At 69.4% G+C, this 12,293-nt stretch carries 11 protein-coding genes; 8 read left to right on the top strand and 3 right to left on the bottom strand.

Annotated features, from left to right (window positions below):
* The first annotated feature begins 72 nt into the window (after nucleotides 1-72).
* The 5 genes from AC0VYB_RS14560 (at nucleotide 73) to AC0VYB_RS14540 (ending at nucleotide 5,335) form a co-directional block, all read left to right on the top strand.
* A complete protein-coding gene (locus AC0VYB_RS14560) occupies nucleotides 73-1,326 on the top strand; it encodes a trans-sulfuration enzyme family protein (RefSeq protein WP_475384783.1) in 1,254 nt (417 codons plus the stop codon).
* Nucleotides 1,319-1,891, top strand: a complete 573-nt coding sequence (locus AC0VYB_RS14555; protein ID WP_259800849.1) for a GNAT family N-acetyltransferase — start codon at nucleotides 1,319-1,321, stop codon at nucleotides 1,889-1,891. Before AC0VYB_RS14560 ends, AC0VYB_RS14555 begins: the two co-directional genes overlap by 8 nt.
* A 139-nt stretch (nucleotides 1,892-2,030) precedes the next feature.
* Nucleotides 2,031-2,789 carry an enoyl-CoA hydratase gene (locus AC0VYB_RS14550; protein ID WP_259800848.1) on the top strand — a complete coding sequence of 253 codons (759 nt, stop codon included), beginning with the start codon at nucleotides 2,031-2,033 and terminating at the stop codon, nucleotides 2,787-2,789.
* Between the two features lie 62 nt (nucleotides 2,790-2,851).
* On the top strand, nucleotides 2,852-4,489 hold the full coding sequence (locus AC0VYB_RS14545) for a long-chain-fatty-acid--CoA ligase (RefSeq protein WP_009376391.1): 1,638 nt from the start codon (nucleotides 2,852-2,854) through the stop codon (nucleotides 4,487-4,489).
* Nucleotides 4,490-4,621: 132 nt separating this feature from the next.
* On the top strand, nucleotides 4,622-5,335 hold the full coding sequence (locus AC0VYB_RS14540) for a YceI family protein (protein WP_259787739.1): 714 nt from the start codon (nucleotides 4,622-4,624) through the stop codon (nucleotides 5,333-5,335).
* A gap of 54 nt (nucleotides 5,336-5,389) precedes the next feature.
* Here the strand turns inward: AC0VYB_RS14540 and chrA are convergent, their stop codons facing one another.
* Both chrA and AC0VYB_RS14530 read right to left on the bottom strand, forming a co-directional pair.
* Nucleotides 5,390-6,685, bottom strand: a complete 1,296-nt coding sequence (chrA, locus tag AC0VYB_RS14535; RefSeq protein ID WP_475384782.1) for a chromate efflux transporter — start codon at nucleotides 6,683-6,685, stop codon at nucleotides 5,390-5,392.
* Between the two features lie 163 nt (nucleotides 6,686-6,848).
* Nucleotides 6,849-7,712, bottom strand: coding sequence for a hypothetical protein (locus tag AC0VYB_RS14530; RefSeq protein WP_259787736.1), 864 nt, complete (start codon nucleotides 7,710-7,712; stop codon nucleotides 6,849-6,851).
* A 95-nt stretch (nucleotides 7,713-7,807) separates the two neighbouring features.
* Here AC0VYB_RS14530 and AC0VYB_RS14525 point away from each other — a divergent pair, with 95 nt between their 5' ends.
* Complete coding sequence (locus AC0VYB_RS14525) at nucleotides 7,808-8,785, top strand: 3-hydroxyacyl-CoA dehydrogenase NAD-binding domain-containing protein (protein WP_259787735.1); 978 nt, start codon at nucleotides 7,808-7,810, stop codon at nucleotides 8,783-8,785.
* A 3-nt stretch (nucleotides 8,786-8,788) separates the two neighbouring features.
* Here AC0VYB_RS14525 and AC0VYB_RS14520 read toward each other — a convergent pair whose 3' ends face one another.
* Nucleotides 8,789-9,142, bottom strand: coding sequence for a nuclear transport factor 2 family protein (locus AC0VYB_RS14520; RefSeq protein ID WP_259787734.1), 354 nt, complete (start codon nucleotides 9,140-9,142; stop codon nucleotides 8,789-8,791).
* A 137-nt stretch (nucleotides 9,143-9,279) separates the two neighbouring features.
* Here AC0VYB_RS14520 and AC0VYB_RS14515 point away from each other — a divergent pair, with 137 nt between their 5' ends.
* Nucleotides 9,280-10,662 (top strand): NAD-dependent succinate-semialdehyde dehydrogenase, encoded by a 1,383-nt coding sequence (locus tag AC0VYB_RS14515; protein WP_095376275.1) that lies wholly within the window; start codon nucleotides 9,280-9,282, stop codon nucleotides 10,660-10,662.
* Between the two features lie 115 nt (nucleotides 10,663-10,777).
* On the top strand, nucleotides 10,778-12,157 hold the full coding sequence (locus AC0VYB_RS14510) for a short-chain fatty acid transporter (RefSeq protein ID WP_259788367.1): 1,380 nt from the start codon (nucleotides 10,778-10,780) through the stop codon (nucleotides 12,155-12,157).
* Nucleotides 12,158-12,293 lie beyond the last annotated feature (136 nt).

The raw sequence follows: 12,293 nt of genomic DNA, 5'->3' as shown, positions 1-12,293 counted from the left end.
CAGGTCGAGCGCCGTTGCCGACAGTCCGAGACGTGCAGACTCACCGAGCGCTCCACGTCCTATATTGGGCACATGACGACTCGTGAGCCCGCCTACTCCCCGGAGACCGTCCTCGTCGAAGCCGCGCGCCCGCCGCGGGTGCCCGGCGCTTCGGTCAACCCGCCCATCGAACTCTCCTCGACGTTCATCGGCACCACAGGGATGGGCGATGCCCCCTTCGGATACGGGCGCCTCGACACCCCGGCATGGACCCCGTTCGAGGAGGCGCTGGCCGAACTCGAGCACGCCCCGGTGCCGGGACTCGTCTTCGGCTCGGGACTGGCGGCGATCGCCGCCGTCCTCAGCCTCGTCCCGGCAGGCGGCACGCTCATCATCCCCCGCCACGCCTACCAGGGCTCCCTCCAGTCCGCCGACGAACTCGCCGCACGCTGCGGGTTCACCGTCCTCAGCGTCGACATCGCCGACACCGAGGCCGTCATCGCCGCCCTCGACACAGCAACCGCGACCGACCCCGCGACCGCGACCGACCCGGCGGCCGGCTCGGCGATGCTGTGGATCGAATCGCCGACGAACCCGATGCTCGAAGTCGCCGACGTCCCCGCGCTCATCGCCGCAGCGCGGCAGCGGGGTGTCCTGACGGCCTGCGACAACACCTTCGCGACACCCCTCCTGCAGACCCCGCTCGACCTCGACGCCGACATCGTCGTCCATTCGGTGACGAAGTACCTCGCCGGGCATTCGGATGTCGTCCTCGGCGCGGTGCTCGTGGGCGACCCGGGCCTGCGGGAGACGCTGCTCGCCGAGCGGGCGATGCGCGGAGCGATCGCGGGTCCCTTCGAGGTGTGGCTCGCCCTGCGCGGAATGCGCACGCTCTCCGTCCGACTCGACCGCGCGCAGGCCAACGCGCAGACCATCGCCGAGCGGCTGAGCGAGCGCGCTGGTGTCCTCGAGGTCCGCTACCCCGGGCTGTCGACCGATCCCGGCCATGCGCGCGCGGCCGCGCAGATGTCCGGGTTCGGGGCGATCGTCGCCTTCGCCGTCGACTCCGCGCAGACCGCGACCGCCATCGCCGAGGCGGTGCGCCTGTGGACGCCCGCGACCTCCCTGGGCGGCGTCGAATCGCTCATCGAACGCAGGCGTCGGCACGCCTCGGAGCGGGAGACGGTGCCCGAGGGCCTGCTCCGGCTCAGCGTCGGCATCGAGCATGTCGACGACCTCTGGGCCGACCTCGATGCCGCGATCACAGCGGCGACCGGGACCAAGGCCGCGAGCCCTGGGACCGGGGCGGAATCGTCGTCCCACCGGGATGCACAGGCCAATGCCTGAGATCGTCACCGCGGACTTCGTGCTCGACCGGCCGACCCTCGACGACGTCGACGAGATCTTCGCGATCGAGCGTGACCCGCGGGTGTGGACGCACTTCCCGTCCGGACGGGTGACCCGACGCGCGGACGCCGCTGCGACCCTGGGGCGGCGCATCCTCCGGTGGGAGCGCGACGGCCTCGAGATGTGGATGGTCCGTGAGAGGGCGTCGGGTCCGATCGTCGGCTTCTGCGGGTGCAGCCTGCGCGGGGGCACAGAGGCGGAGCCGAAAGGACCCGACTCCTTCTGGAACCTCGGCTACCGGTTCTCCCCCGAAGCGCAGGGGAGGGGCCTGGCCACAGCCGTCTCGCTGCTGGCCATCGACCGCGCGCGGGAGGTCGACCCCGAGCTTCCGGTCGTTGCCTACCTCCTCGAGCACAACTTGGCCTCGGCCAGGGTCGCCGAGAAGGTCGGCCTGCGGCTCCGACACCGCGCTCCGGACGCCGGCAACCCCGATCCCGCGGCTGTGCGACTCGTCTTCGCCGATCGGGAGCTCACGCCCGCGCAGCTCGGCGCGACCCTGCGGTAGCGCGGACACCGTTTCCCGCACGACTTCACCCGAACTGCCTGACCGACGGAGCAGGAGTGATCGAAGTGTGACCCAGATCAACTTAACGTGCGTTAAGCTGAGGGCAGGGAATCCGTCGTCTGCAGCAGAAGGAGCCGCCGTGCCTCCGAGTGTCCTCGTCGATCACAGCGCGGGTGTCGCGACCATCGCGTTCAACCGTCCCGAATCCCTCAACGCGCTCACCGGCGAGACGTTCCTCGCCCTGCGCGACGCCGTCGCCGAGGCGGCGGGATCGGCCAGGGCCATCGTGCTCACCGGCAGCGACCGGGCGTTCAGCTCGGGCGCGGACCTCCAGTCCGGCACGGACGACGTCAGCCTCGACCTTGACGATGCGAACGCGATCATCCGCTCGCTCGTCGACGTCAGCGTCCCCACGATCGCCGCGGTCTCGGGCCCGGCCGCCGGAATCGGCTGCTCGCTCGCGCTCGCGTGCGACTACGTCATCATGAGCGAGGAGTCCTACCTCATGCTCGCCTTCGCGAAGATCGGCCTCATGCCCGACGGCGGGGCGACGGCCCTCGTCGCCGCCTCGGCGGGCCGGCATCGGGCGATGAAGATGGCGCTGACCGCGCAGAAGGTGTGGGCGCCTGAGGCCCTCGACTGGGGACTCGCGAGCGAGGTCGTCCCCGCCGGCACCCAGCTCGACCGCGCCCAGCAGCTCGCCGGCCAGTGGGCGCAGGGTGCGCCGCTCGCCTTCTCCCGCTCGAAGGCGGCGATCAACCAGGCGAGTCTGACCGCCCTCGACGACGCCTTCGCCCGCGAATCCGCCGACCAGACGTACCTGCGAGGCACCCGCGACTTCGCCGAGGGGGTGTCGGCCTTCATCGAGAAACGCACCCCGAGGTTCGTCGGCGAATAGGCCGCTCGACCTCCACCGCCCCTACCCGAACCGACCCACGAGTGAACGAACAAAGGAGTCTCATGCTCACTGGCATCCCGTCGACCCTCGGCGACAGCTACCAGCTCAACACCACTTCGATGATCCGCCATGCCGCCACGGTCTTCGGCGAACAGGAAGTCGTCTACCGCCGTTCCGACGGCTCGTGGGGACGGTCGGACTACGCCGAGGAATTCCGGCGTATGGCCCAACTCGCCCACGGCCTGAGCGAACTCGGCGTCGGTGCCGGCTCCATGGTCGGCGTCCTCGACTGGAACTCCCGCCGCCACTTCGAACTCTACTTCGCCGTTCCCGGCCTGGCCGCGACGATGCTCCAGCTCAACCTCCGCCTCGCACCCGAGGACCTCGCCTACGTCGTCAGCCACTCGAAGTCCGATTGGATCTTCGTCGACGAGACCCTCCTGCCCGTGGCGGAGAAGCTCGCCCCGAAGCTCGACGTCAAGGGCTGGGTCGTCATGACCGACAAGCCCGCGAGCGAGATCGAGACGAGTCTGGACAACGTCGTCTTCTACGAGGACCTCATCAAGGACAAGCCCGAAACCTACGACTGGCCCGTCGTCGATGAGAAGACCGCCGCGTACGCCGGCTACACGACCGGCACGACCGGGCGACCCAAGGGCGTGTACTACTCGCACCGGTCGATCTACCTCCACACGATCGGCGGCCTCGCGGCCCTCGGCGCGACGTTCAACGACACGGTCATGCCGATCACCCCGATGTTCCACGTCCTCTCGTGGGGCTTCCCGCAGAACGCCGTCGCCGCCGGGGCGAAGCTCGTCCTGCCGGGCAAGTTCGCCGCCGAGGAGTTCGGAGCGATCGCCCGGGCCTTCATCGAGGAGAAGGTGACGCTGGCCAACGGCGCGCCGGCGATCTTCGCCCCGATGCTCGCGATGATGAAGGACATGCCGCAGCCGCCGGACCTCTCAGGCGTCCGCCTCGTCTCCGGCTCCTCAGAGCCGCCGCTGTCGATGATGCGCGGGTTCAAGGAGATCACCGGGGCCGATGTCATCCACGGCTACGGCGCCACCGAGACGACCCCATTGGCGACGACGAACTGGCACATCAAACCGGGCCTCGACATGGACGAAGAGGAGCGCTGGGACTTCAAGCGCTTCCAGGGGCTGCCGATCATCGGCGTCGAGGTCAAGGTCGTCGACCCCACCGGTGAGGAGCTGCCGCGTGACGGGAAGTCGATGGGCGAGGTCCTCATGCGCGGCCCGTGGGTCACCGAGTCCTACTTCCAGCTGCCGGACAACTCCGAGCGGTTCCTCGACGGCTGGTGGCGTTCGGGCGACGTCGGGGTCATCTACCCCAACGGCTACCTCAAGCTCACCGACCGCCTCAAGGACGTCATCAAGTCCGGTGGCGAGTGGATCTCCTCGATCGACATGGAGAACGCGATCCTCGACTGCACGAGCGTCAAGGAGGCCGCCGTCATCGGCGTCCCTGACGAGAAGTGGCAGGAGCGCCCCGTCGCCTATGTCGTCGCCGAAGACGGCGCCGAGGTGACCCGGGAGAAGATCGTCGAGGTCCTCGGCGACCGGTTCGCGAAGTGGCAGCTGCCCGACGAGATCATCGTCACCGACGAGCTCCCGCGCACCTCGGTGGGCAAGCTGGACAAGAAGCTGCTCCGGAAGGAATGGGAGGGCGCCGAGGCGTAGGCGCGCTCCGCAGCCGGAGAATCCCTGAGGAGTCATCCTCAGGGATTCTCCGCATTCGGACGGGGACTGTCCAGGGATTCGGCAGGACGGAAAGGGTTCCGCAGGTGTAGTTGAACTTTGTACCATCGACTCATGACGAATTCCCGCCCGTTCTTCGCCCGCCCGCTCGTGTGGATCATCGCGATCGCCGCCGTCCTCGCGACCGTCGCCGCGATCGTCGCCACACGGATGTACGTCTCCTCGCAGAACGCCGCCGCTCCCGAGGAGTTCCTCAGCGAGGACGTCGCCGAGGCGACCACCCCCGGGCAGTCCTCGGGCTCGGCCGACGCGATCGCCGGACAGTGGTCGATCGGCGAGGGTTCGGAGGCCGGCTACCGCGTCGACGAGGTCCTCAACGGAGAGGACGTCACCGTCGTCGGGCGCACCGACGACGTCACCAGAGAGGTGACGATCGACGGCTCCGAGCTCACTGCGGGCACGGTCACCGTCGACCTGCGCACCGTGACCACCGACAGCTCCCGCCGGGACGGCTACTTCACCTCCCGGGCCATCGACACCTCGGCGAATCCGGAGGCGACCTTCACCGTCGCCGAGGCGGTCGACCTCACCGCGCTCGCCGACTCCGGAACCGCGGAGATCGAGATCCCCGGGACCCTCGACATCAACGGGCAGAGCCGAGAGACGACTGCCCAGGGCACCGTGACCCGCACTGATGCCGGCCTGCGCGTGGTCGGGGCGATCGACGTCACCTGGCAGGACCACGGTGTCACCGCTCCCGACCTCGGATTCGTCTCCGTCGAGGACGCAGGCGTCGTCGAGTTCGCCCTCGACCTCACCCGGGCCTGAGCAGCCCGGGTGCGGCGGTGAGGCGGCCGGGAACCGCACCGCAGAGGCTGGGGCTCACAGGGCGATCCACCCGATGAGGGCGGCGGTGAGGACGACCGCCCATGCGGGCACGTTCCAGCGGGTGAGCGCGATGAACGCGGCGATCGCGATCGCCAGGGTCGCCGGTGAGGTCACGCCCTCGATGAAGACGGGATCGAAGAGTGCGGCCCCGAGGAGACCGACGACGGCGGCGTTGACCCCGAGGAGGGCCCGCCTGGCGTGGACGGAGGAGTGGAGACGCTGCCAGAAGGGCAGTGCACCGATCGTCAGCAGCGCCGCAGGCAGGAAGATCGCGATGAGGGCGATGCTCGCCCCGAGGATGCCTGAGGGACCCGAGATCGTCGAGGCTCCGAGGAACGCGGCGAAGGTGAAGAGCGGGCCGGGAACGGCCTGAGCGGCACCGTAGCCGGCGAGGAACGTGTCGTGGTCGACGAGTCCGGTCCGCACCGTCTCGGTCTCGAGGAGGGGGAGGACGACGTGCCCGCCGCCGAAGACGAGCGCTCCCGCCCGCGAGAAGATCTCGGCCAAGCGCACTGCCGGATCACCGGTGAGGGCGGAGAGTGCGGGAAGGACGAGAAGGAGCGCGGCGCAGACGGTGAGCGCCGCAGCCCCGGCGCGGCGGGAGACCGGGACCCGGAACCCGGTGGGGGCGGCGTCGGCGGTGGCAGCGGAGGACGAAGAGTCGGCAGACGAGGCCCCGGCAGCGTCCGCCTCGGCGGGGGAGGGCTGCGACGCCGGACCCGCAGTGTCCGGGGTGCGCACCCATGCGAGCCCGAGCGCTGCGCCGACGGCGATCGCGAGGAGCTGGATCGCCGGTGACGGGATGAGGAGGACGATGATCGCTGCCAGCCCGGCGATCGTCGCGCGCCGGGCATCGGGGGTGAGCGACTTCGCCATGCCGAGCACTGCGCCGGCGACGATGGCGACGGCGGCAGCCTTGACCCCTGCGAGCCAGCCGGTGCCGAGCGCATCCCCGAGCGCGTCGAAGCCGTAGGCGAAGGCGACGAGGAGCACGGCCGAGGGCATGGTGAAGGCGAACCAGGCGGCGAGCAGACCCCCGTAGCCGGCGCGCTGCAGGCCGATGGCCATGCCCACCTGGCTCGAGGCGGGTCCGGGGAGGAACTGGCAGAGGGCGACGAGATCGGCGTAGGCATCGTCGTCGAGCCATTTCCGGCGGGCGACGAACGCCTCACGGAAGTACCCGAGGTGGGCGACGGGCCCGCCGAAGGAGGTCAGCCCGAGGCGGAGGAAGATGCGGAAGACCTCGCCGACGGTGCCCGGGTGCCGCCTGCTCACCTCTCGGTCGCTCATCTCTGCTCCTCGTCATCCGGTGAACTGCCTGCGCCCAGTCAAGTGCGCGAAGGTGTCGCGGAGGTGAACGCGCAGGCGGGCGTCACGGACGTCGGGCTCACGGGTGCGGCGTCACGGACGCTGCGACGTCACGGGCGGTGCTGCCGCACCGACGTCCCGGCTCTTACGGGTGGTGGAGGAGGTACGTCCCGCCTTTGAGGCACGTGTCGACGACCCAGCCGTCGGCGATGAGCGCGGTGAGCGATTCGCGCAGGGCAAGACGCCAGCGGGCGGCGAGCTCGGCGTCATGGCGGCGGAGGCTCTCGATGTCCGAGGGGAAGTCGAGGGAGACGACGGCGGCCTCCCGCGGGACCTCGGAGACGAGCGGTTCGCCGGACTCGTCGGCGCGCAGGCACGCGAACGCGGTGTCGGCGGCGACGGCGGGCACCCTCGCGGGCCGGTCGAGCGGCCACGAGACCATCATCCGGTCGCTCGCCTGACCTTCGTTGAGGCCGTCGCGCATCTGCCCGTAGAAGTCCTCGAGGTATTCGACCATGCTCACACCGAGGCGCTGGAAGTTGAAGTAGGCGTTGCGGGCGATGAGCGGATCGAAGGTCCACGTCATCTCCGTGATGCCCAGGCGCAGGCACCACAGGCGCTGGTGGAGCTTCATCGCCGACCCCGCGCCGTGGCCGACGTGCTCGTGGCGGACCCCGGCGATGTGGGAGTGCATGATCGTGCCCAGCGGCTGTCCGAAGAACCCGATCGTCACCCCGATCATCTCGTCGGGGTCATCGGCGCTGTACGCGGCGGAGACGTAGTTGCCGGCGTGGGCGAAGGCGACGATGAGGCCGGGTTCGAGGATGTTCGTGCCCGTCTTGTCGACGTTCCACACCTCGTCGAGGAGGAGGGAGGCCTCGGCGGCTTCGGCCGCTGTGTGCAGCTCCCGGACGACGACGCCTGCGGCCTCGGCAGCGGCCGTGGACTCGTCCTCGGCGAGGGCGATGATCTCCGAGTCGACCGTTCTCAGTCCTGCGCGCGCTGTCATGGTGACATTGTGCCACCGAACGTCTCGGTCACAGCCGCCGACGAGGCGATTTTTCGTCCCCGCCGCAGGCCCGTGGGCAGGTATAGCCTGATCCCATGACTGATCCTCAGCCCTCCGTCGCCGTCATCGGGGCCGGCACCATCGGCCGCTCCTTCGCCCGCCTCTTCGCTGTCTCCGGGTACGACGTCACCGTGTGGGATCCGCGGGGCGACCTCGCCGAGGTGGTGGCCGGCGTCCGTGCCGAGGTCGCGACCGATGCCCGCGCCGAAGCCGCCGACGCCGGCTCCGATGACCCCGACCTCGTCGGGTCGGGCATCGCCGCCGAGCGGCGACGGACCGGCTCCGTCGAGGCCGCGGATTCGCTCGAGGCGGCGGTCGCCTCGGCGGGATTCGTCCAGGAGTCCGGACCCGAGGACCCGGAGGAGAAGCCCCGGCTCTTCGCCCGCCTCGCCGAGGCGGCACCGTCGACGGCGGTCTTCGCGACCTCGTCGTCGACGATCCCCGCCTCGCACCTCGCATCGGATCTCCCCGCCGAGGCGGCCGCCCGGGTCATCGTCGGCCACCCCTTCAACCCGCCCCACCTCATGCCGCTCGTCGAGGTCGTTCCCGCGCCGACCACGAGCGCGGACACGGTCGCCCGTACCGTCGGGTTCTACCGCAGCTGCGGGCGGGAGCCGGTGGTGCTGCGCCGCGAGGTGCCGGGCTTCGTCGGCAACCGTCTGCAGGCTGCGCTGATGAAGGAGGCGATCGCCCTCGTCGAGAACGGGGTCGTCACGGCGGGCGAACTCGATGCGGTGATGCGGAACTCGCTCGGGCTGCGGTGGGCGGCGGTGGGGCAGTTCGCTGGCATGCACCTCGGCGGGGGAGAGGCGGGGATCCGCGGATTCATGGCCCACATCGGTCCCTCCCTCACCGGTCTCGACCCGTTGCCGCTCGAACTCGGGGACGAGGCGCTGGAGGAGGTGTTCGGGCAGGTCGAGGACGCCTACGGGACGAGCCCGAGCACAGAGGACGCGGCCGAACGCGACCGCATCCAACGCGCCGTGCTCACTGCGCGCGGCCAGGAGGAGTGAGCCTCAGACGGCGGCCTGGTAGAAGTACGTCGTCCGTTCGCTGATGAGTCCCTGCTCGTCGAAGCGGAAGAAGTCGGCGAATCCGACCCGGGTCTCCGATCCGTCCTTGAGGCGCCCGGCGAAGACCCCGCGACTGGCGGCATGCGTGCCTTCGACGAGGATCTCGCCGAGCTCGTGGGCCCCGGATTCGATGACCCGCTCCCCGAGGTAGAAGTCCGTGATCGCCTGGCCGACCATCGTCGGATAGCCGGGGCGGTCGTAGCTGGCATCGGCGGCGAAGAGCGCCGCGGTGGCGACGGGATCGCCGGCGTCGACAGTCGTGTAGTAGCGCTCGACGAGTTCTCTCACTGCAGTCATGACCACAACCTAGCAGTCGCGCGCCGAGTGGGAAGAGCGGAAGGGTCAGGGAATTGGGAGGGTGCGGGAATTGCCGCGGCAGGGGATCGGCCATAGCGTGAGAGGAGAACAGGCTGACAGCAGAGACGAGGAGAGTCATGTCCACCATCTACCGTGTGACCGACCCGGCGACCGGTGAGGTCGTCGAAGAGTTCCCCACCGCCTCCGATGCGGAGATCCTCGCCGCCCTCGACCGGTCGTCGACGGCGTTCGCGGAGTGGAGCCGGACCCCGGTCGCCGAGCGTGCCGCACTGCTCACCCGGGTCGCCGACATCTACGCCGACCGCGCCGAGGAGCTCGCCGAGGTGATCAAGCTCGAGATGGGCAAGGCGGTGCCCGAGGGCAAGGGCGAGGTGGCCCTGAGCTCGAACATCTACCGGTACTTCGCCGACAACGCCGAGGCGTTCATGGCCGACGAACCGCTGCGCGGACCCGAGGATGGGACCGCGTGGATCCGGCGCAAGCCCGTGGGCTCCCTGCTCGGCATCATGCCGTGGAACTTCCCCTACTACCAGGTCGCCCGCTTCGCCGCCCCGAACCTCGCGCTCGGGAACACGATCCTCCTCAAGCACGCCCCGCAGTGTCCGCGCTCGGCGCAGATCATGGAGGAGATCTTCCGTGAGGCGGGTCTGCCCGAGGGCGCGTACATCAACATCTACGCGAGCAACGAGCAGGTCGCCGACATCATCCTCCCCGACCCCCGCAACCAGGGTGTGTCCCTGACCGGGTCGGAGAGGGCCGGTGCCGCGGTGGCCGCCGAGGCGGGGAAGAACCTCAAGAAGGTCGTCCTCGAACTCGGCGGCTCCGACCCCTACATCCTCCTCGACACCGCCGATGTCGCGAAGAGCGCGAAGACGTTCTTCAACACGCGCATGGGCAATACGGGCCAGGCCTGCAACTCGCCGAAGCGGATGATCGTCATGGACGACGTCTACGATGAGTTCCTCACCTCGATTACCGAGGCGGCGAAGAAGGCCACCCCGGAGGTGCCCGGGGAGGAGGGCTCGCGCCTGTCCCCGCTGTCCTCGGTCGCCGCCGCCGACAGATTCATCGAGCAGGTCCAGGACACCGTCAGCCAGGGCGCGACCCTGCTCGCCGGCGGGAAGAAGTACGACGGGGGTGGAGCCTACGTCGAACCCGTCGTCCTCGCCGACGTCGAGAAGGGCATGCGCGGCTACTACGAGGAGCTCTTCGGCCCCGCCGTCATCGTCTACCGGGTCGGCAGCGAGGAGGAGGCGGTCGAGCTCGCCAACGACACCCCGTTCGGCCTCGGCGCCGCGGTCTTCTCCGGCGACGTCGAGCGCGCCGAGCGGGTCGGGGCGCAGATCGACTCCGGCATGGTCTTCATCAACTCGCCCGAGGGATCCCGCGAATACCTGCCCTTCGGCGGCGTCAAGCGCTCCGGCGTCGGCCGTGAGCTCGGCCCCCTGGCGATGGACGAGTTCGTCAACAAGCAGCTCGTCTTCCAGAAGGACAGCTGATCACCGGCACCCGGCCACTCAGACTCGGCCACAAGGGGGCGTCGTCCGCAACCGCGGACGACGCCCTCACTGTATCCTGATGTGACGCACAGCACTTTCCCAGCAGGAGGTTCCCATGCCGGCCCCCACTCCGTCGTCGCAGATCAACGCCGCCGCCTCCTCAGGGGTGATGCGCCCGATCAACCGGTTCCTCGAACGGTGGATCCCCTCGGCTCTCACCTTCGCCATCGTCCTCACCCTCATCGTCGCCGTCCTCGCCTTCGTCCTCACCGGGGCGAGTCCGCTCGAAGTCGTCACCAGCTGGGGTGTGGGCCTCTCGGGTCTCCTCGAGTTCATGACCCAGATGTGCCTCATCCTCCTCCTCGGCCACATCCTCGCGAACACCGGCCCCGTCCAGGCGCTGCTCTCCCGCCTCGCCCAGGTGCCCGGCAGTCCGGCGTTCGCCTACGTCTTCGTCTTCCTCGTCGCGGCGATCGCCAGCCTCATTACGTGGGGTCTCGGTCTCGTCGTCGGCGCGCTGCTCGCCCGTGAGGTCGCCGTGCAGGCCAGGCAGCGCGGGATCAAAGTCCACTTCCCCCTCCTCGTCGCCGCCGGCTACTCGGGCATGGTCGTGTGGCACATGGGCTATTCCGGGTCGGGTCCGCTCACCGCAGCGACCCCGGACTCGTTCCTCGCCGAATCCCTCGGCGGGGAGATCGTGTCGGTGAGCGAGACGATCTTTTCCACCTGGAACCTGCTCGCCATCCTCGGCGTCCTCATCGTCTGCAGCCTCCTCTTCTACCTCATCGCTCCCAAAGGCGGGGCCACGGTCTTCGAGATGCCCGAGGCCGTCGATCCGACGACCCGGTCCTCCTTCGCCGAGGAGGTGCTCACCCCCGCCGACCGGATCGACGCCTCCCGCGTCCTCACCCTCGTCCTCGGTCTCGCCCTCGTCGCCTATCTCGTCGTCCACTTCGCCCAGGGCGGCGGACTCACCCTCGACATCGTCAACTGGTCGTTCCTCGCGCTCATCCTCCTGCTGGTGAAGAACCCCTTCGAACTCATCCACCTGACGAAGAACGCGGCCTCGAACGTCGGAGAGATCCTCCTCCAGTTCCCGCTCTACGCCGGCATCCTCGGCATCATGAGCGGAACCGGACTCATCGCCGTCTTCTCCGATGCATTCGTCTCGATCGCCACCCCCGTCTCCTTCGGCGTCCTCGCCCTGCTCTCGGCCGGGCTCGTCAACTTCTTCGTCCCCTCCGGCGGGGGACAGTTCGCCGTCCAGGGCCCGATCATGCTCGACGCGGCCAACCAGCTCGGCGTCGATCCGTCGATCGCGATCATGGCCGTGTCCTACGGCGACCAGTGGACGAACATGCTCCAGCCGTTCTGGGCGCTGCCGGTGCTCGCGATCGCCGGGCTGAAGATGCGCGACATCCTCGGCTACACATTCATCACGTTCCTCGGGTCGGGAGTCGTCATGGCGCTCGCCCTCCTCCTCGTCTCTCTCTGAGACTCCGCTGCGGCTCCGAGCGGACTCAGGCGCGTCACGGCAGGGAGGGCTACTGAAAACTACGATATGGTAGCCTGCATCGTTGGTTGCCCACGAAGACGCAGGCGGTTCCCACCCCAGCGCCCGGTCAGGGTGC

This window comes from Brevibacterium sp. Z349TD_9, from assembly GCF_056173565.1.
This window is presented reverse-complemented; position numbering and strand designations above follow the sequence as displayed.

What these genes read in the sequence shown, in the direction of transcription:
- AC0VYB_RS14560 (WP_475384783.1), top strand. Translation starts at nt 73, where the DNA reads ATGACGACTCGTGAGCCCGCCTACTCCCCGGAGACCGTCCTCGTCGAA.
- AC0VYB_RS14555 (WP_259800849.1), top strand. Translation starts at nt 1,319, where the DNA reads ATGCCTGAGATCGTCACCGCGGACTTCGTGCTCGACCGGCCGACCCTC.
- AC0VYB_RS14545 (WP_009376391.1), top strand. Translation starts at nt 2,852, where the DNA reads ATGCTCACTGGCATCCCGTCGACCCTCGGCGACAGCTACCAGCTCAAC.
- AC0VYB_RS14540 (WP_259787739.1), top strand. Translation starts at nt 4,622, where the DNA reads ATGACGAATTCCCGCCCGTTCTTCGCCCGCCCGCTCGTGTGGATCATC.
- chrA (WP_475384782.1), bottom strand. Translation starts at nt 6,685, where the DNA reads ATGAGCGACCGAGAGGTGAGCAGGCGGCACCCGGGCACCGTCGGCGAG.
- AC0VYB_RS14530 (WP_259787736.1), bottom strand. Translation starts at nt 7,712, where the DNA reads ATGACAGCGCGCGCAGGACTGAGAACGGTCGACTCGGAGATCATCGCC.
- AC0VYB_RS14525 (WP_259787735.1), top strand. Translation starts at nt 7,808, where the DNA reads ATGACTGATCCTCAGCCCTCCGTCGCCGTCATCGGGGCCGGCACCATC.
- AC0VYB_RS14520 (WP_259787734.1), bottom strand. Translation starts at nt 9,142, where the DNA reads ATGACTGCAGTGAGAGAACTCGTCGAGCGCTACTACACGACTGTCGAC.
- AC0VYB_RS14515 (WP_095376275.1), top strand. Translation starts at nt 9,280, where the DNA reads ATGTCCACCATCTACCGTGTGACCGACCCGGCGACCGGTGAGGTCGTC.
- AC0VYB_RS14510 (WP_259788367.1), top strand. Translation starts at nt 10,778, where the DNA reads ATGCCGGCCCCCACTCCGTCGTCGCAGATCAACGCCGCCGCCTCCTCA.